This window comes from Shimia haliotis (assembly GCF_900114415.1).
Lineage (GTDB): Bacteria > Pseudomonadota > Alphaproteobacteria > Rhodobacterales > Rhodobacteraceae > Shimia > Shimia haliotis.
Genome location: NZ_FOSZ01000005.1, coordinates 54289 through 74329 on the forward strand (window position 1 = coordinate 54289; position 20041 = coordinate 74329).

Annotated in this window: 16 protein-coding genes; 6 read left to right on the top strand and 10 right to left on the bottom strand. The window is 58.0% G+C overall.

Translation table 11 applies throughout. The annotated features are described in order from the left end of the window. Nucleotides 1-7: 7 nt before the first annotated feature. On the top strand, nt 8-931 hold the full coding sequence (locus BM069_RS12785; protein ID WP_093324224.1) for a glucokinase: 924 nt from the start codon (nt 8-10) through the stop codon (nt 929-931). Nucleotides 932-1023: 92 nt separating this feature from the next. Continuing rightward, nucleotides 1024-2220 (top strand): NADH:flavin oxidoreductase/NADH oxidase family protein, encoded by a 1197-nt coding sequence (locus tag BM069_RS12790; protein WP_093324225.1) that lies wholly within the window; start codon nt 1024-1026, stop codon nt 2218-2220. Nucleotides 2221-2298: 78 nt separating this feature from the next. Here BM069_RS12790 and katG read toward each other — a convergent pair whose 3' ends face one another. Continuing rightward, a complete protein-coding gene (katG, locus tag BM069_RS12795) occupies nt 2299-4482 on the bottom strand; it encodes a catalase/peroxidase HPI (protein ID WP_093324227.1) in 2184 nt (727 codons plus the stop codon). A 112-nt stretch (nt 4483-4594) separates the two neighbouring features. Between katG and BM069_RS12800 the strand changes: the two genes are divergently transcribed. Then, entirely contained in the window at nt 4595-5497 is a 903-nt protein-coding gene (locus BM069_RS12800) for a LysR substrate-binding domain-containing protein (protein ID WP_093324228.1), read from the top strand. 210 nt (nt 5498-5707) lie between these two features. Here the strand turns inward: BM069_RS12800 and BM069_RS12805 are convergent, their stop codons facing one another. From BM069_RS12805 to rlmJ, 9 genes are all read right to left on the bottom strand, one after another. After that, nucleotides 5708-8842 (bottom strand): efflux RND transporter permease subunit, encoded by a 3135-nt coding sequence (locus BM069_RS12805; RefSeq protein WP_093324229.1) that lies wholly within the window; start codon nt 8840-8842, stop codon nt 5708-5710. Between the two features lie 3 nt (nt 8843-8845). After that, nucleotides 8846-9982 (bottom strand): efflux RND transporter periplasmic adaptor subunit, encoded by a 1137-nt coding sequence (locus BM069_RS12810; protein ID WP_093324231.1) that lies wholly within the window; start codon nt 9980-9982, stop codon nt 8846-8848. 151 nt (nt 9983-10133) lie between these two features. Beyond that, the gene (locus tag BM069_RS12815; protein WP_093324232.1) at nt 10134-10520 is read right to left on the bottom strand and encodes a Na+/H+ antiporter subunit G; all 387 of its coding nucleotides are present in this window, start codon (nt 10518-10520) and stop codon (nt 10134-10136) included. 10 nt (nt 10521-10530) lie between these two features. Beyond that, entirely contained in the window at nt 10531-10800 is a 270-nt protein-coding gene (locus tag BM069_RS12820) for a K+/H+ antiporter subunit F (RefSeq protein WP_093324234.1), read from the bottom strand. Then, nucleotides 10800-11288, bottom strand: a complete 489-nt coding sequence (locus BM069_RS12825; protein WP_093324235.1) for a Na+/H+ antiporter subunit E — start codon at nt 11286-11288, stop codon at nt 10800-10802. The genes BM069_RS12820 and BM069_RS12825 overlap by 1 nt, the downstream gene beginning before the upstream one ends. After that, nucleotides 11285-12811, bottom strand: a complete 1527-nt coding sequence (locus BM069_RS12830; RefSeq protein ID WP_093324237.1) for a monovalent cation/H+ antiporter subunit D — start codon at nt 12809-12811, stop codon at nt 11285-11287. The genes BM069_RS12825 and BM069_RS12830 overlap by 4 nt, the downstream gene beginning before the upstream one ends. Continuing rightward, nucleotides 12808-13176, bottom strand: coding sequence for a Na+/H+ antiporter subunit C (locus BM069_RS12835; RefSeq protein WP_093324238.1), 369 nt, complete (start codon nt 13174-13176; stop codon nt 12808-12810). Before BM069_RS12835 ends, BM069_RS12830 begins: the two co-directional genes overlap by 4 nt. 1 nt (nt 13177) lies before the next feature. Continuing rightward, the gene (locus BM069_RS12840) at nt 13178-16042 is read right to left on the bottom strand and encodes a monovalent cation/H+ antiporter subunit A (protein ID WP_093324240.1); all 2865 of its coding nucleotides are present in this window, start codon (nt 16040-16042) and stop codon (nt 13178-13180) included. 191 nt (nt 16043-16233) lie between these two features. Further along, nucleotides 16234-17019, bottom strand: coding sequence for a 23S rRNA (adenine(2030)-N(6))-methyltransferase RlmJ (gene rlmJ, locus BM069_RS12845; protein WP_093324241.1), 786 nt, complete (start codon nt 17017-17019; stop codon nt 16234-16236). 190 nt (nt 17020-17209) lie between these two features. Here rlmJ and BM069_RS12850 point away from each other — a divergent pair, with 190 nt between their 5' ends. The 3 genes from BM069_RS12850 (at nt 17210) to mreC (ending at nt 20039) form a co-directional block, all read left to right on the top strand. Beyond that, nucleotides 17210-17860 (top strand): TorF family putative porin, encoded by a 651-nt coding sequence (locus BM069_RS12850; protein ID WP_093324243.1) that lies wholly within the window; start codon nt 17210-17212, stop codon nt 17858-17860. 164 nt (nt 17861-18024) lie between these two features. Beyond that, nucleotides 18025-19065 carry a rod shape-determining protein gene (locus tag BM069_RS12855; RefSeq protein ID WP_093324244.1) on the top strand — a complete coding sequence of 347 codons (1041 nt, stop codon included), beginning with the start codon at nt 18025-18027 and terminating at the stop codon, nt 19063-19065. 80 nt (nt 19066-19145) lie between these two features. Continuing rightward, complete coding sequence (gene mreC / locus BM069_RS12860) at nt 19146-20039, top strand: rod shape-determining protein MreC (RefSeq protein WP_093324246.1); 894 nt, start codon at nt 19146-19148, stop codon at nt 20037-20039. The last annotated feature ends 2 nt before the right edge of the window (nt 20040-20041 follow it).

The following is a 20041-nucleotide window of genomic DNA, read 5'->3' on the forward strand; positions in this document are numbered from 1 at the left end:
CGGGCGCATGACATATCTGGTCAGCGACATCGGGGGCACAAACACACGTCTGGCTTTGGCCGACGAAAGCGGTGTGAACACCGCCACCCTGATGCGCGCCCGCAACGACTCCTACGCCAGCTTTGACGACGTGCTGGCGGACTATCTTTCCAAACACGAAACAGGCGAGATCGACGGCATCTGCGTTGCCATTGCCGGCCCCGTACAAGGCACGTCCGGTCGCCTGACCAACCGCGACTGGTCGCTCAAGGCCGCGACATTTGGCGCGCAATGCGGCGCGGCACGTGCGGCGATCATCAACGACCTGACGGCCCTTGGCTTTGCGCTCTTGCGCAATACGCCCGAACATATTTATGGCGCGACAGATCGTGCGAAAAACGGTCAGGCGCTGGTTGTCGGTATGGGCACAGGGTTCAACGTCAGCCCCACCAAACGCAGCCTTGCCGGAGCCACCGTGGCGATGGAGGCCGAACTCGGTCACGCAGAACTGCCTTTCCCTGTCGCAACCCTGATGCGCGACGACTTGGGCGCGGCTGCGGCGGAGTTTCAGACCTACGAAGACATCTTCTGCGGCCCCGGCCTTGAACGTTTGCACACGGTGGTCAGCGGTCAAAATCTGGGTGGTGCCGACATCATGGCCGCATTTGAGGCCGGCGACGCCACCGCCCAACGCACCGTGCGCCTGTTTGCCCGCGCATTGGGCCAACTCACCCGCTCAATGATGCACCAATACATGCCGCGTGACGGCATCGCCTTCGCCGGCAGCGCCTCACGCGGAGTCCTTGCCTCAGACGCGTTGAACGACTTCATCGACAGCCTAACGGCCGAAGGCCCGGGAATCGTTGATCCGGCCAGCATTCCGCTCAGCGTGATCACCGACGACGCCGCCGCACTGGAAGGCTGCCGCCAGTACCTCGTGCAAACGAGCTAAACCGGCGCTTTCTCCTCGGAACAAATGTCCATTGTCACCGGCGGTGATTTGCAAGACTGTGACACAGGCTTACCCCTGTGGAGTTCTCTAATATGACCTCTCCCAATACTCTCTTTGACCCGTTGACCCTCCCTTGCGGGGTCACATTGAAGAACAGATTGGCAAAATCGGCGATGTCGGATTCCCTCGGCGACGGCACCGGCCATCCGACGCCCCCTCAAGTCAGACTCTATCAACGCTGGGCCGAAGGCGGCGTCGGGTTGTCAATCATCGGCGAAGTTCAGGGATCACCTTTCGTCGCGGAAAAACCCGGAAATCTCGTGCTAAACGGCTCCTCCGATCTGGCACGCTTTCAGGAACTGTCCAACAAAGGACGCGCGCGCAATGCCCACCTTTGGGTGCAACTGGGGCATGGCGGCGCCTTGGCCTACGCCCCAACCAGCACGCCCCAAGGGCCCAGTGCTCTGGATCTGCCGGACCTCCAATGCACAGCGCTTTCCTGTGCAGCTGTCAAGCAAGCGCCCGCTGATTTCGCACACACCGCCAAACTCGCCAAAGACGCAGGCTTTGGCGGCGTGCAAATCCACGCGGCACACGGTTTTCTGCTCAGCCAGTTTCTTTCGCCGCTGTTCAACAAACGCACCGATGCCTACGGCGGCTCGCTGACAAACCGGATGCGGCTTCTTCTGGAAACAATCGAAACAGTGCGCACCGCGGTCGGCCCGTCTTTTCCTATCGCCGTAAAGCTCAACTCATCGGACCAGTTGCATGGCGGCTTGACCGAGGACGACTCCCTTCAGGTGGTAGCGGCACTCGACAGGACATCCATTGACCTGATCGACATCAGCGGTGGCACCTACTTTCCCGGCGCAAAATCGGCCTCGGATGCCACAAGCAGCGGCCCCTATTTTTTGACCTTTGCCCGTCGCGCCCGCGCTCTGACATCCAAACCCCTAATGCTAACCGGCGGCTTCAAAACCTATGATCAAGCGCATGATGCGGTGTCTTCCGGAATTGTAGATGTGGTTGGCTTGGCGCGCGCCATGGCCCTTGAACCCTCCCTGCCCGACCTGTGGCGAGCGCAGACCACGCTTGCGCCTCAGTTCCCCAGATTTGCAACATCACCGCAAGGCGGCGTCACCGCTTGGTACACAATGCGCCTGTCCAAGATCGCAACGGGCAACACGGAGCCCGATCTTTTGGATCTGGATGCCGCGCTGGAAACCTACGAAGCGCGCGACAAAGACCGCACAGATATTTGGCTGCGCCACTTCGGCCCGCCTAACTAGAGTATCCAGCTGCCCAAAACATCCGCACGAAAAAGGCGCGACCGAAGCCGCGCCTTTGCAGTTTTCTAACGTCTCAGATCACTTCAGATCGAAGCGATCCGCGTCCATGACTTTGCACCAAGCGGCGACGAAATCCGCGACCAGCTTGGCTTCGCCATCTGCCTGACCATAGACTTCGGCAATCGCCCGCAGTTGCGAGTTCGACCCGAACACCAGATCACAGCGTGTCGCGGTCCATTTGGTCTCACCCGTCGCGCGATCCGTGCCTTCATAGACGCCATCACCGGCATCCGACCATGCGGTCGCCATATCAAGCACGTTGACGAAGAAGTCATTGGAGAGTTGCCCGACGCGATCGGTGAACACGCCATGCGCGGTGCCGCCGTGGTTGGCCCCGAGCACGCGCAGCCCCCCCACAAGCGCAGTCATTTCAGGCGCGGTCAGGGTCAAAAGCTGCGCCTTGTCCACCATCAACTCTTCGGGCGACACAGTGAATTGCGTCTTCTGATAGTTGCGGAAACCGTCTGCGGCAGGTTCCAGCATGGCAACGCTTTCCACGTCGGTCTGCTCTTGCGTCGCATCCCCACGTCCCAGCGTCACAGGCACCGACACATCATGGCCTGCATCCAACGCTGCCTTCTCGACACCCGCCGCACCGGCGATCACGATCAGGTCGGCCATGCTGACAGGCTTGCCAAAGCCGGCTTGTACGCCGTCCAGCACGTCTAGCACGCGCGCCAGTTCAAGCGGCTCGTTCGCAGCCCAGTCCTTCTGAGGCGCAAGACGCACCCGGGCCCCGTTGGCCCCGCCGCGCATGTCGCTGCCGCGGAACGTGCTGGCCGAGGCCCACGCCGTTTTCACCAGATCGCTCACCGACAGGCCGGTCGCCATCACAGCCGCTTTCAGCGCCGCAACATCGTCCGCCGACAAATCAGTTTCCGACGCCGGAATTGGATCCTGCCAGATCAGTTCTTCGCCGGGCACTTCTTCACCCAGGTAACGCGCACGCGGTCCCATGTCGCGGTGGGTCAGCTTGAACCACGCGCGAGCAAAGGCGTCGGCGAACTCCTCGGGGTTCTCGTGGAACCGCTTGGAGATCGGGCCATAGATCGGGTCCAGACGCATCGCCATGTCAGCGGTGGTCATCATGGTTTTGACCTTCTGGCTCGCATCATGCGCTGCCGGCGCCATGTCCTCTTCGGTAACGCCTACCGGCTCCCAGATCCACGCGCCCGCAGGCGACTTGGTCAGGTTCCAGTCATAACCGAACAGCAGATCGAAATAGCCGTTGTCCCACTGCGTCGGATTCGCGGTCCACGCGCCCTCAATACCAGAGGTCGTGGTGTCGCCACCCTTGCCCGTGCCATGCCCGTTGATCCAGCCAAAGCCCATCGCCTCAATCGGCGCGGCTTCCGGCTCAGGACCGACCAGTGCCGGATCACCTGCACCATGTGCCTTGCCAAAGGTGTGGCCACCCGCGACCAGCGCGACGGTTTCCTCGTCGTTCATCGCCATGCGGGCAAAGGTATCGCGAATGTCACGTCCTGAGGCCAGAACATCCGGCTCACCATCCGGCCCTTCTGGGTTCACATAGATCAGGCCCATCTGGACCGCCGCCAACGGGTTCTCCAGATCACGCTCGCCGGAGTAGCGCGAGTTTTCCGACTTGGAATCCGCCAGCCATTCGGCTTCAGCCCCCCAATACACATCCTCTTCCGGCTCCCACACATCGGCGCGGCCACCGGCAAATCCGAATGTCGTGCCGCCCATGCTTTCGATCGCGGCGTTGCCCGCAAGAATGAACAGGTCAGCCCAGCTGATCTGGTTGCCGTACTTTTGCTTGATCGGCCACAGCAGGCGGCGCGCCTTGTCGAGGTTGCCGTTGTCGGGCCAACTGTTAAGCGGCGCAAAACGTTGCTGTCCGGTGCCACCGCCACCGCGACCGTCAGAGGTGCGATATGTGCCGGCGGAGTGCCACGCCATACGGATGAACAGACCGCCATAGTGGCCATAGTCCGCAGGCCACCAATCCTGACTGTCGGTCATCAGCGCATAAAGGTCATCCTTCAACGCTTTATAGTCTAGTTTGCCGAACTCTTCCGCATAGTCGAACTCCGTGCCCATCGGATCGGACTTGGCCGAGTTCTGATGCAGAACCCGCAAATTCAACTGGTTTGGCCACCAATCACGGTTGCCGCGTGCTTTGTTGCTGACAGCGCCGTGCATGACGGGGCAGCCGCCTGATTTCATATCACCATCCATTGGGGTCCTCCTGAGGAAAAGTTGATGTCACGCGATTCTCTGACATCAGTTTAACCAACCCATTTTGATTGGGTGAAGTTGCATTTTCTGATCAAATTGATAATTTAGAGTTATGAATAACCTGACTCTTCGACAACTGCGCTATTTTGATGCCGTTGCCACCCATGCACACTTTGGTCGCGCGGCCGATGCCTGCGCGGTTTCGCAGCCTGCGCTGTCTGTGCAAATCAAAGATCTGGAAGAAAGCTTCGGAGCACCGTTGTTGGAACGCACTACCCGAAGCGTGCGCCTCACCACCTTTGGCGAAGACGTTCTGGCGCGTGTGCGCCAAATACTGCGGGACGTGGACGAGCTCGCCGACATGGCCCGCGCCGCGCATTCCGGCCTTGCGGGCCGCCTGCGCCTTGGCGTGATCCCGACCATTGCGCCTTATCTTTTGCCGACTTTGCTGCGGGACATAAAGACCGCTTTTCCCGACATGTCCCTGATGGTGCGTGAGACCATGACCGCCAATCTGATATCAGAGCTTCACGCAGGGAAGATCGACACGGCGATTGTCGCTTTGCCGGTGTCAGAGCCAGCCTTCGCCGAAGTGCCGCTCTGGACCGAGGATTTTGTGCTGGTGCGTCCCGCCAACGAAGCCTCAGCCCCCGTCCCCGCCCCCGAGGCACTGGAGCGGGAGCGCTTGCTCTTGCTGGAAGAGGGACATTGTTTTCGAGATCAGGCGCTGTCGTTTTGTTCTCTGCCCACAGCACGCCCGCACGAAGGCTTGGACGGATCTTCCTTGTCGACCCTCGTGCAAATGGTCGGCGCGGGACTGGGCGTCACTGTGATTCCGGAAATGGCGGTGCCGGTGGACACGCCCTCTGCGCAGGTGACGGTCGCCCGTTTCGCCGGCGCACGGCCGGCGCGCACCATAGGCATGATCTGGCGAACGTCCTCTCCGCTCGGGACACAGCTTGAAGCCTTCTCCGATGTTGTGCGCGCGTCTGGGCAAGCCCTGCGGACGAGCTAGGCTCAGCTTGCTCTCCCCCTCTCAGGCACCGACGCAATACCGACGTTTTACCGACGCGATACCGATGCCGCAAAAGGGCTCTTGCAACCGACCAATGAACTTTGAGGTCGGGACGCGTTTCGCGTCTGAGTCCGGCTCCTCCGAACCAACAAAAAAACCCCGCGCCGGATACATCCGCCGCGGGGTGATTTGCTACCTAATCGTGGGAGCTTAAGCTTCGGTTGAGGCCTCTTTCTTACCCGTGCCTTTGACCCATTCACGCATACTCTGAAGGATCACATAAAGCACCGGCACCAGCACGACGCCGACAACCGTTGCCGCCAACATGCCACCAAAGACCGCAACACCGATCGCCTTCTGGCTGGCAGCACCCGCGCCGCTCGCCACAAGCAGGGGCACAACCCCCAACAAGAAGGATAGTGCGGTCATCATCACAGCACGGAAACGCTGGCGCGCGGCCTCCATTGCAGCCTCTTTGATCGACAGCCCAGCGGCACGACGCTCCATGGCGAACTCCACAATCAGAATGGCGTTTTTGGACGCCAACCCGATCAGCATGATCATCCCGATCTGCGTATAGAGGTTTACATCCCCACCTGAGATCAAGACCGCAGCCAGAGCCCCGAACAGGGCAACCGTAACCGACAGCAGAATGCCCACCGGCATCGTCCAACTTTCGTATTGCGCCACAAGGAAGAGATAGCCAAAGACCACCGCCAAAAGCAGGATCACGATCACCATGCCGCCCGCAGATTGCTGCTGGAAGGCGGTACCGGTCCATTCGTAGGCATAGCCTGGCGGCAGTGCGGTTTTGACCTCCTCTTCAAGCACTCGAATCGCGTCGCCTGTGGACAGTCCAGGGGCCTGCACAGCCGTCACGGTCGCAGCGCGGAACATGTTGAAGCGATTGAGCGCTACCGGGCCGAGTTCTTTCTCGACGTCAATGAGCGTGCCCATCGGAACCATATCACCGGCCGTCGACCGGACATACAACGCATTGAGGTCCTCGACCTTGTCACGATAGGCGCCATCGGCCTGAATCATCACACGATAAACGCGGCCGAAAAGGTTGAAATCGTTCACGTAGAACGACCCCATGTAGGCCTGCAAGGTCACAAAAACATCCGAAATAGCGACATTCAGAGACTTGGCCTTTTCGCGGTCCAAATCCACAAACACCTTCGGAACGTTGGCACGGAAAGTCGAATAGGCCTGCGCCAGTTCCTCGCGTTGGTTGGCCGCATAAACCAAAGAGCCAACCGCGCTCGACAGGTCCTGTGCAGATCCGCCACCGGTTTGCTGAACTTTCATTTCCACGCCTGCGCTCAGCCCAAGGCCGGAAATCGGCGGAGGGTTAAATGCGATCACGTTGGCGGAGATTTCCTGACTGGCGATGCCATAAACCTTTTGGAGAATCCCGTCCGCGCTCAACTCATCGGTCTGCCGATCATCCCATGGATCGAGGTTGAGAATGATCATCGCCCCGTTTGAGCCCGCGCCATTCATCAGGCTAAAGCCGTTCACGTTCACCGACCCCGCGACACCGGGAATCGCCATGAGTTGCTCGTTCAGACGTGCGGTCACACGTTCGGTCCGCTCAAGCGATGCGGCGTCCGGCAATTGCACATCCACAAACAGGGCGCCGTTGTCCTCGATCGGAATAAAGCCCGCAGGAATCTTGCCAAGCAATGTGCCCGACCCCACGCCCATGGCCGCAAGAATGACCACCGCGAGAATAGGCACCCTGACAAGCCGTTTGACCATGCCAACATAGACATTGCGCGAAGCATCGACGCCTTTTTCAAAGACAGCCATAACCCCTTTGGGGCCACCTTTGGCGCGCGGCTTCAAAATCAACGAACAAAGCGCCGGAGACAGCGTCAGCGCATTGACCGACGAAATGACGACAGCAACAGAGATTGTCACGGCAAACTGGGTGTAGAGCCGTCCGGTGATGCCCGGCATGAACGTCACAGGCACAAAGACCGCCAAAAGAACCAGCGTGGTTGCAATCACCGGACCGGTGATCTGCCCCATAGCCTTACGGGTTGCATCGGCGGCATTTAGCCCCTCTTCCGCAATGATACGTTCGACGTTTTCAACCACAACAATCGCGTCATCCACCACAATGCCGATCGCCAGCACGAGGGCGAAAAGGGACACTGTATTGAGCGACATGCCAAATAGCAGCAAGAAGGCAAAAGCCCCGATCAGTGAAACCGGAATAGCCACCGCCGGAATGATCGTCGCCCGCCAGCTTCCTAGGAAGATGAAGACCACTGAGATCACCAGAGCAAACGTCATCATCAGGGTCGAGATCACATCCTGCAGTGACTGCTCCACAAACAGGGTGGAGTCGTAAGGGACTTGGTATTCCACATCATCTGGAAACGCCCGTGAAAGGCGTTCAAGCTCGGCTTTGACCCCCTCGGCCACGGCCAGCGCGTTCTCGCCCGGCGCTTGATAAATCGACAGAACCGTTGCGGCTTGCCCGCTCGCGCGGCCCGAAGCATTGTAGTAGTTCGCGCCGAGTTCCACACGCGCCACATCGCGAATACGCACCAAGCTACCGGAATCGCCAGTACGCAGAACGATGTTTTCAAACTCGTCAACTGTGGTCAGGCGACCTTTGGACGTGATCGTGTATTGGAACTGCTGACCGCTGGCGATCGGCGGGGTGCCGATCTGGCCGGCTGAAACTTCGATGTTTTGTTCGCGCACAGCATTGATCAGATCCGTTGGCGTCAGGCCAAGCCCCGCCATCCGGTCCGGATCCATCCACATGCGCATGGAATATTCAAAGTTGGTCATCACCTCTGCTTTGCCGACACCGCCCACACGTGCCAGCGCATCAGCAAGGTTGATAGAGGCATAGTTGGACAAGAAAACCTCGTCGTAGGTGCCTTTGGGCGACACCAAGGTGACGATCAACAGCATGTTTGACGCGGATTTCTGGGTAACAACACCGGAATTGGTCACTTCAGTCGGCAGCGCCGATGTGGCTTGGGCCACACGGTTTTGCACGTTCACGGAAGCGATGTCGGGATCGGTGCCCACTTCGAATGTGACCGAAAGATTGTAGGCACCGGTGTCAGTGCTGTCGGATGACATATAAAGCATGTCATCCACGCCGTTGACCTTGGACTCGATCGGCGCAGCAACAGTGTTTTCCACAGTTTCGGAATTGGCGCCGGTATAGTTGGCGCTGACAGTCACCACAGGAGGGGTGATGTCGGGAAATTGTTCAACGGGAAGCGCGGTGAAACCGATAATTCCCATCAGCGTGAGCACCAAAGAGATCACAAACGATGTCTTTGGGCGAGCGATAAAGATTGAGGAGAACACTGATCAGTTCTCCTCTGTCGGGGAGCCATCCAGCACGGCATCGACTTCGACACCCGGGCGCACCCGCTGCAAACCCTTGACGATCACGGCTTCACCTTCGCGCAACCCGTTCTCTACGACAACTGCAACGTCGACCTGACGACCAAGCTCGACATAGCGCTGCTCTACTGTGCGCTGCTGACCAACCACGAGAACAAAATCGCCCCGTTGATCCCGTTGCACCGCGGCTTGCGGGATCAACAAAACCTTTTCCGGCTGCTGGCTTTCCAGTCGGATATTCATGAATGATCCATCAATGATCAGCCCGCGTTCGTTGGCGAATTCCGCGCGCAGCGTGATGGTGCCGGTGGTCGGATTGATCACGTTGTCCGCAAAAACAACACGTCCGATTTCGTCCAACTCGTCCCCATTTGGCAAAATCGCGATCACATTGGGGATATGGTCTGCGGCATCGTGCGCGCCGACGGCGTCGTCCTTGTGCTCAATAATGTCGACCAATTGCTTTTCAGTCATGGAGAACGCGACCTGAATGGGCCGTGTGCGCACAAGATTGATCAACGGCTCAGACGTCGGTCCCACCAATTCGCCAACACTCACCGAAGACCGACCGACCCGGCCATCAAACGGCGCGTGAACCAAGGTGTAATCCACATCAAGCTGCGCCTGATCAATCGCCGCTTGGGCAATTGCCACCTGCGCCTTGGCCACCTCATTGTCCGCGAGCGCCACGTCGCGATCCGCCTCGGTACCAACATCACGCTCAAACAGCTCGGTTTTGCGCGCCAGTTCCACTTCGCTCAGTTTCAGGTTTGCCTCGGCTTGTGCCAGATCCGCCTTGCGTGCGGCCAGGGTCGCTTCATAGACCTCCGGTTCGATCTGGTACAACTTGGTGCCCTCGGCGACAAATTCGCCTTCCTGCAAGTAGATCTCTTCGACAAATCCACTGACGCGGGCTCGAATGTCCACTTTGTCGATAGCAGCCCCTTTGGCGATAAAGGTGACTTCGCTGACCAATTCATCGGTATAGGCCGCTGCAACAGCCACCTTTGGCGCTGGCGTCTCCTGAGCACTGGCGCCGCCTGCGGCCACAGCCATGATCAAAGCGATTGCGGAAAATCTCTTGCTGGATGTTTTTTGCATAATATCTCGTCCTGACTATGACTGAAGCGCGGCGCATTTACAGACCAAACATCGCGCATCGCATTGGCACCATGAAAGCACGGGCCATGCGTGCAAACAAGGACAGCCTTGAGGTCAAATGAATTTTCAGGCCTCTTTGTGGGCCCGAGTTTTAATATTGAGGTCCGTCGTCTTCGGGATGGGAAGGGGAATCGTCAAAAACGGCCCAGCCGTAGGGCCGCTCGGTTGCTGGAAGGTCTTCCTCTTTCTCCCGCCCCTGAATGTAAGTTTTGGCAATGAAGTGTGCGCTCACAGGGGCAGTGAGAAATAGAAAAATCGTGATCAAGAGCTCGTGAAAACTGAGCGACTCTTTGACCAATGCGAAATATAGCATCGATGCGATCAACGCCCCACCAACACCCAGCGTTGTTGCCTTTGTCGGCGCATGCAGGCGTTGCATCGTATTGCGCAACTTCAGCATGCCGAAAGAGCCGACAAAGCCAAACACACCGGCAATGACCAGAAAGAATGAGATGACGATTTCAATCAACAGTTCCATGCCTTAACCCTCACTCGATAATGTCGCCGCGCAGAACAAAGCGGCAGTAAGCGACTGTTGACACAAATCCGACCATGGCAACCAACATAGCCGCTTCATAGTAGACCGACGTACCTTCCCAGATGCCATAGAGCACCAGCAACGAAATCACGTTGATAACCATAGTATCCAGCGCAAGAATGCGATCCGCACGCGATGGCCCTCGGGCAATTCGCCAAAGGTTGAGGAACAGGCCACCGGCGAAACACAGCACCGCAAACATCAAAGCGATTTCAAGCATCAGAAAATCTCCTTCAGGCGGCGTTCGTAGCGGTATTTGATCTCGTCGCGCACAGCATCCGTGTCTTCACAATCCAAACAATGCACCAGAATGCTGCCGCCATCTGCGGACAACATCGAGGACACGGTTCCCGGTGTCATGGTGATGGTTCCTGCCAGAATGGTGATCGCTTCCGGCGAGGTCAAATCCAACGGAACAGTGACCCATTTGGACTGAATGTCCTTGTTCTTTTTGAACAGGATAATTCCGGCCACATGAAAGTTGGCAACGATGATGTCCCAAACAACCACCGCAATATATTCCAGAACACGCAAAGGGGAGCGCACGTGCGGATGGCCCGGCCAATAAGGCGCTGTGATCGCGGGGACCACCATGCCGAGGATCGCCCCCAAAAGCAGGTTGCCAACCGTGATTTTGTTTACAAGCATCAGCCAGACAACCACCAAAGTCAGGCTGTACAGGGGGTGAGGCAGAAGACGTTTCATCATTTCAAACCCTCCAAGGCCGGAGACAGTACGGCGTCAATGTAGCCGCTGCTGTCAAAGAGTTGCGCAGCGGTGCTTTCAAGATAGGAGGCCGTCGGCCCTGCAAACACACTCAGCGCGACGAGCATGCCCATTGCACACATAGCGGGCCCGACCTGAAGCGCGGTTGCCGGAGTGACTGTGTCAGATGCCTCTGCCGGTTCCATTGCCGTTGATTTCCAGAACAGCACGCTGCCAGCTCGGGCAAACCCCACGATTGTGACCAGCGAGGCAATCAGGATCGCCCCCCAGGCCAAAGCCATCCAGCTTTGATCACGCACACCGTCCATCACCATCAGCTTGCCCAGAAAACCGGACAACGGCGGCATGCCTGCCATACCAATAGCGCCCACAAAGAACAGCGCCGCAAAAAGCCCGTTCTGTACAATTGGCGGCTGGGCCGTGAGCGCATCGTTACCACGCCTGCTGACAACGAGATCCGCCAGCAAGAACAAAGCCGCGCCTGCAAAGGTGGAGTGCAACAGATAGTAAAGCGCAGTCGACAGCGCGTAGGGCGTGAAGGCGGACACCGCCAGCATCAATGTGCCCATAGAGCCCACCACGGAAAACGCCAGAAGCGGCATCAGGCGTTTGGCCCCAAGCACCCCGATGGCGCCAAGCGCAAGCGTGATAATCGCCGCCGGCATCAACCAGTCCGTCACGATCCCCTGCGTCGCTGCCACATCCGGCCCGAACACGATGGTGTAAATCCGAATGATGGAATAAGCGCCCACTTTGGTCATGATCGCAAACAACGCCGCCACCGGAGCCGGCGCATTCGCGTAGGTTCCCGGCAACCAGAACTGCACAGGGAAAAGCGCGGCCTTGATGGCGAAAACGATCAACATCAGCACCGCCGCAACGCGTACAAGCGCGACGTCATCCGCAGGCATTGCCTGAACCTTCACGGCCAGATCGGCGATGTTGAGCGTACCGGTCGTCGCATAGAGTGTGCCCAAGGCAAAAAGAAACAGCGTCGAGCCCGCAAGGTTCATCACCACATATTGCAAACCGGCACGCAACCGCGTGCGGCCCCCGCCGTGGATCATCAAACCATAGGACGCGATCAACAGGACTTCGAAGAACACGAAGAGGTTAAAGGCGTCGCCGGTCAGAAACGCACCATTGATGCCCATGAGCTGAAACTGGAACAGCGCGTGGAAATGGCGTCCGCGTTTGTCCCAACCGGTCGCGATTGAATGCCACAGCACAATCAGCGCCAGCACCGCGGTGAGCAGCACCATAATTGCGGACAGCCGGTCCAGAACCAGCACGATGCCAAAAGGTGCTGTCCAGTTGCCGAGGAAGTAGACTTGAGTGCCGCCACCGGCCTCCAGCATGGTCAGGCCGATCGCAATCGCTGCCAGACAGACAGTACCGACGGCCGAAGCAGCCCGTGACAGCACGATGTCGTGGCGCATCACAAACGCGAGCAGTGGTGCCAGCAGCGCCGGCAGCACAACAGGGGCTATTATCCAGTGGTTCATGCGCCCTGCCCTTTCTCATCTGAGCTTTCGATTTCATCCGCGTCTTGGATGTTGATCTGGTCGTGATCTGCTTCGAGATAGGCCCCAAGGGCGAACATCACCAAAACAGCGGTCATCCCGAAGGAAATCACAATCGCCGTAAGGACCAAGGCCTGCGGCAATGGATCGGTATAGGCGACATCAGCATATTTTTGCAGAACCGGCGGGGCATCCACCGCCAATCGACCAGTGGCAAACAGAAAAACGTTCACCGCATAAGACAGCAGAGAGATTCCGAGGATCACAGGGAATGTCCGCAGACGAAGGATCAGGTAAACCCCTCCGGCCGTGAGCACGCCAATGGCGCTGGCAACCAGAAATTCCATATCAATTCGCCTCCGCTTCGGTCTTTTCGGCGGCTGCCGACGGGTCATGATCCATCGGATCAATGTTGATGGTTTCACCGGCATAGCGTGCGATCCGGCTGAGGCTATAAAGCATCAGCATCACCGCTCCCAACACCGCAAGGAACACACCAAGGTCAAAGGCAATTGCCGTGGCCCACTCAAATTCCTCGATGGGCGGGAAGTGCAGATACCCAAAGGCGCTGGTCAGGAACGGTTTGCCTGCGATCCACGCGCCTGCTCCGGTCAGACCCGCGATCACCACGCCCCAGCCAAGCAGCGAGTGGTATTCGATGCGCTGGCGCAACTGTGTCCACGCAAACCCCGAGGCCATATACTGCATGAGCAAGGCAATCGAGATAACGAGACCGGCGATAAAGCCGCCCCCTGGTTGGTTGTGTCCGCGTAGGAAGATGTAGACCCCGACGAGGATCGCAATCGGCAACATCGCGCGGGTTGCCACCACCATCATCATCGGGTGGCGATCACGGGAGCGGTCTTGCGAATAGTCTGTCTCACGCAGACGCTTTGCAGCCGGACCACGCAGCAACGCATCCATAAGGGCATAGATCGTCAGCCCCGCGATGCCCAACACGATGATCTCGCCATAGGTGTCATAACCCCTGAAATCGACAAGGATGACGTTGACCACATTGGTGCCGCCGCCCCCCTGATAGGAGTTCGCAAGGTGGTAGGCAGAGATGGAGTCAAAATCGCGCAACAGGAACGCCATGGCCAAGGCCGCGACCGCCACACCGGCGGCAATGGCAATGCCCGCATCGCGAACACGCAGGGCATTCGAACTCTCGCGAGGCGTCGATTTCGGCATAAAGTGCAGTGCCAGCAACAAGAGCATCACCGTCACCGTTTCAACCGAGATTTGCGTCAGTGCGAGATCCGGCGCCGACAGATAGACAAAGCCCCCGGCGATGGCGAGACCGATCATGCTGATAAAGACCAGCGACAGGAACCGTTTGTGGTGGTTTGTCACCACAAGTCCGACCGCTGCAACCAGAATGATCCAGCCGACCGCAATGGGCAAAGGAACCGGCAGCATGTCTCTGGTCGCCGGTGCAATCGGGCCGCTGGTAAAGGCCAGATATCCAAGAACCACAGTCGCAGATACGAAGATCGCCAGATAGCGGCTGATCGCGCCGTTATGAACCGAGGCCGTGATGCTTTTGGCCAAGGCCACACAACGATCCATGATCCAGTCAAAAATGACTTTGGCCTCGGGACGCGGCAGCGCATTCCAGACGCGCTCCAAAGAGCCGTGCATTGCCAACAGAACGCCCCCGACACCAAAGGCGGTCAGCGACATATAGAGCGCAGGCGTTACGCCGTGCCAGATTTTGAGATGCGGATGGGTGTCCGCTCCGGTGACGGCATTGGCAGCTGCGGTCACAATCGGCTCTGCAAGGAACGGCATCGTGCCGATCAGCACCACCAGCACAGTCAACAAGGCTGGTGACGCATAAAGCCCGAACGGCGGATCATGCGGGTGGCTGGGATAGTCGTCGCGCACTTTGCCGCCAAAGACATGCACAATAAAGCGAAGCGAATACGCCACCGAAAGACAGGCCCCGAGCGTGGCCAGAACCGGCACGATCCAGGGATTGTGCATCCAAGATGTATGCGCGGCCTCTTCCAGCATCATTTCCTTGGACAAGAATCCGTTCAGCGGAATCATTCCCGCCATCGACAAGGCGGTTATCGTCGCAATCGTGGCAGTAATCGGCATCAGCTTGGCGAGACCACCCAGACGCTTGATGTCACGGGTGTGGGTCTCGTGGTCGACAATGCCGGCGGTCATAAAGAGCGCGGCCTTGAATGTCAGGTGGTTGATGATGTGGAAAACCGCTGCAATCGCCGCCGCTTTGGTGCCAAAGCCCAGCAGCATCGTCAGCAGGCCGAGGTGGCTGACCGTGGAGAAGGCAAGCAAGGCCTTAAGATCATCCTTGAACAGCGCGATCAGCGCACCGATCACCATAGTCACAAGACCCGTCGTGGCCACGATATAGAACCAAGCTTCGGTGCCGGCCAACGCAGGCCACATGCGGGCCATGAGGAACACGCCCGCCTTCACCATGGTGGCAGAGTGCAGATAGGCCGAAACCGGTGTTGGGGCCGCCATCGCGTGCGGCAGCCAGAAATGGAACGGGAACTGCGCGGATTTTGTGAACGCCCCGATCAGGATCAGGATCAGCGCGGGCATGTACCACTCGCTGGCTTTGATCACATCGCCCGCCGCCAGAATGTCGGTGAGATTGTAGCTGCCAACGATATTGCCGATAATCAGCATGCCCGCGATCATCGCAAGCCCGCCCGCGCCCGTCACTGTAAGCGCCATACGTGCGCCTTGGCGCCCTTCTGGAAGGTGCTTCCAATACCCGATCAGCAGGAAGGAGGACAGACTGGTGAGCTCCCAGAAAACGAGCAAAAGCAGGATGTTATCAGAAAGAACAATGCCAAGCATCGCGCCCTGAAACAAAAGCAAATACGTATAGAACTGCCCCATAGGATCGTCTGCGGACAAATAGAAACGGGCATAGAGAATAATCAACAGCCCGACGCCAAGGATCATCAGCGCAAACAACAATCCCAAGCCATCCAGAAAAAAGCTCACCGACAATCCAAGGGACGGCAGCCATTCATAAGAGGTTTGGATCACCTCGCCTTGCAACACCGCAGGAGCAAGTGTGCCCAGCAGGATCAGTGCAAGAACTGTAGGTATAGCCGCAAAGCTGGCGCAGGCATTCCGCCCAGCACGGATCATCAGTCCGGGCACCAAAGCGCCTAGAAATGGTAGTATGGCAATGATCGCCAGCAAACTCGTGCTGTTCGTCATTTGACGTCTCCCGCGTCGACCCTTTGGGTTCGTGTTAGAATTTGTAACAGTTGGGTAGATATAGCTCGAAAACACAAGGCACAATGCATCTAAAACGGCAACCTGCCACCAAGGAAGGCGGCAAATATTCGCGCAATAAGATGTGTCCGAATACGCAAAAATTCGCTGCCAATCCCGCCCTATGGGGAAAACTACTTCGAAAGCGAAAGAAATCGCTCGCCCAGTCGGGCGCACTCAGTATCCAGTCCGAAAGGCACGTTCACAAAAAACATACCCGACCCAACCATCCGATGCCCTTCGCGGGCCGGCGGAAAACGTACCTCATGGCGCAGGGTTTTGGGCAATGCCTGCGCTTCGAGCGCGGAGAGCATTCTTTTGTGGCTGTCGTCCGTAAGGATGGGATACCACAGCGCAATGGTCCCGACATTCCATTTGCGATGCAATTTGGAGACAAAGGTCGGAATCGTGGTGTAGTCCCCTTTGATCTCATAACTGGGATCAATCAGTAGCATTCCACGCCGCGGCGTCGGCGGGCAAACCGCATGTGCCATTCCAAACCCGTCTTGCAGATAGGTTTTTGCTCCGCTCATCACCATGGCATCCTGAAGCGCATCATTTTCCCGCGGGTGTAACTCCGCAAGATGAAGGGTGTCCCCCGTCCGCAAAATAGATGCCGCGATCGCTGGTGAACCCGGATAAACGGTTTTTCCGAACTGCACTTTGATTGCGGCCATCGCCTTGGCATAGGGATGGTCCTCCGTGAACCAACCCGCCACCGCCTCGATGCCGGCCTTTGCCTCGCCGGTTTTGACCGCTTCCGCGGAATCCAGATGGTAAACCCCGCGCCCGGAATGGGTTTCGAGATAACTCATGGGTTTGGGTTTTTGAGTCATATAGGTCAGCGCACAGGCGAGCAAAGCGTGCTTGTGAACGTCCGCCAAATTTCCAGCGTGAAAAATGTGTTGATAAGACAGCATGGCTGCCATTCAACCAGAACAACCGAACGGCCACAATGCAATTACGAGAGTTTGGATTTCGTGACGGGGTGTTGCGAATATCAGCCAAAATCCGCCGCTTTGACCCGAGCCATATTGCAAGCGGCGAAGGAAAAGACCATGTCGCAAAAAAGGAAAAATCATTTCTTAACCAAGCCAAGGAACAGACGACATGAAACTCCCCTCCACAGTCGCAGCCGCCGCTTTCTGCGCGCCCTTGATGGTAGCTGGCACAGCCTCTGCACAAGGAATCACATGGTACTACGGTGTTGATTTTGTAAGCGACTACATTTCCAGCGGTGTGACCAATTCCAACGGCAGCGCCGCCATTCAACCTTGGGTCGAAGCAGAAGTCGGCAACTTCTATTTTGGCACCTGGATGTCCAACGTAGACTTGGGCACCACCGACGATTGGGAAACCGACCTTTACTTTGGTTACCGGAATTCGATCAACGATCAGTGGTCCTATGACGTCGGCTACGCCCGTTACCTTTATAACGGCGAGCTGGGCAACGACTCCGGCGAAATCGTCGGTCAATTGACTTTCACGCCGTCGACTGCTGTCGATCTCACCGGCTATGCCGCATATGACCCAGAGAACGAACTGTGGAACTACCGCGCCGAACTCGGCTATGCCCTCAACGACAAAATCTCGTTTGAAGGTCAGTACGGCCACTCCGAATCCTACGGCCACGATTACTGGCTGATCGGCGGTTCCTATGCGTTCACCGACTTTGCGGCAGCCAACGTGACTTACCACGGCACCGACAACGACGTGCTCGGCGATGCCGGCTGGGTCGCGACTGTCAGCTTCGCCTTCTGATCGCGCTTCACTTCATCAGGGTGGCCGCCCCGGCCGCCCTGACTTGGCGGAAACACGCCAAGCTCGGTTTCTAGGTCTTTCACAAAGCCGAAAGCCTTCATATAAGTGCAGCGCCCGGACTCGGAAGAGTCGCGGGCAATTTGAATTTGAGGGAAAGTAATCACATGCTGGGAAATCTGGGCGGTCTGTTCACCTCTGACATGGCCATCGATTTGGGGACCGCGAACACGCTGGTCTATGTCAAAGGCAAAGGCGTCATTCTCAGCGAACCTTCGGTGGTTGCGTATCACGTCAAAGACGGTGTGAAAAAAGTTCTCGCCGTGGGCGAAGACGCCAAGCTGATGCTGGGCCGCACACCGGGCTCGATCGAGGCCATCCGCCCGATGCGTGACGGCGTGATCGCGGACTTCGATACCGCCGAAGAGATGATCAAGCACTTCATCCGCAAGGTTCACAAGCGCTCCACTTTCTCCAAGCCCAAGATCATCGTTTGCGTCCCGCACGGCGCAACACCCGTTGAAAAACGTGCGATCCGTCAATCGGTTCTCTCGGCAGGCGCTCGCCGCGCCGGCCTGATTGCAGAACCCATTGCCGCCGCCATTGGGGCCGGCATGCCAATCACCGACCCGACCGGCAACATGGTCGTCGACATCGGCGGCGGCACCACCGAAGTTGCGGTTCTCTCGCTTGGCGACATCGTTTACGCGCGCTCGGTGCGCGTTGGTGGCGACCGTATGGACGAAGCCATCATCAACTACCTGCGCCGCCAGCAGAACCTGCTGATCGGTGAAAGCACCGCAGAGCGCATCAAGACCTCTATCGGCACGGCGCGCATGCCCGACGATGGCCGTGGGGCATCCATGCAAATCCGCGGTCGCGACCTGCTCAATGGTGTGCCCAAAGAAACCGAAATTTCTCAGGCTCAGGTGGCCGAAGCTTTGGCCGAACCCGTGCAGCAAATCTGCGAAGCGGTGATGACCGCGCTCGAAGCCACACCGCCGGACCTTGCGGCTGATATCGTCGATCGTGGCGTGATGCTGACCGGTGGCGGCGCGCTTCTGGGCGAACTGGATCTGGCTCTGCGGGAACAAACCGGTCTGGCAGTCTCCATCGCAGACGAAAGCCTGAATTGTGTGGCCATGGGCACCGGCAAGGCGCTGGAATATGAAAAGCAGCTGCGCCACGCCATCGACTACGACAGCTAAGGGCCTGACCCATATGTGAGTTTGGTTGGCACGTTCAGGCGTGCTAAACCACTGCACAACATCAGATCAATGGGGGCACTTTGGCAAAAGATCGCAATCAGGGCGAAGACTTCTCCGGCCCGCTCAAGCGGTTGCTTTTGGGTGTCATTCTCCTTGTCCTGATTGGCATTTTTATTGTCTGGCGCATCGACAGCCCGCGCGTAGAACGCTTTCGCGCACAAATCACAGATACCGTTGTTCCAAGCTTTGATTGGGCCATGTCCCCAGTCACCGGCGCCGTCAATATGCTGCGCGATTTTCAAAGCTATCAGCGCATCGTGGAGCAGAACCGCGAATTGCGGCGCGAGCTACAACAGATGAAAGTCTGGAAAGAGGCCGCCCTGCAGCTCGAACAGGAAAACGCGCGCCTTCTTGATCTTAACAACGTGCGCCTTGACCCCCGTCTGACTTTTATCACTGGCGTGGTTCTGGCCGACAGCGGCTCGCCGTTCCGCCAATCAGTGCTGCTGAACATTGGCCAGCGCGACGGCATTGTCGACGGCTGGGCCGCGATGGATGGTGTTGGCCTCGTTGGTCGCATTTCCGGCGTGGGCAGCTCCTCGTCGCGCGTGCTTCTTCTAACCGACAACTCAAGCCGCATTCCGGCCGTGATCCAACAGTCTGGACAGGCTGCGCTAATTGTCGGAGACAACTCCGTCGCGCCATTGATTGATTTTGTCGAGACACCGGATCTGGTCCGCCCCGGAGACCGTGTTGTCACATCCGGCGACGGGGGGGTCTTCCCGGGTGGGTTGTTGATCGGTCAGGTTGCCGTGGACCCCAGCGGGCGTTTGCGCGTGCGCCCTGCGGCCGATTTTGAACGCCTAGAATTCCTCCGTGTTCTGCGCCACCATGGACAGGAACGGATCAACACCCATGGCAGGATCGTTCGTCCAGACGGGCCCGTCGCGCCCGCCGGTGGTCAGGATGGCTGAGG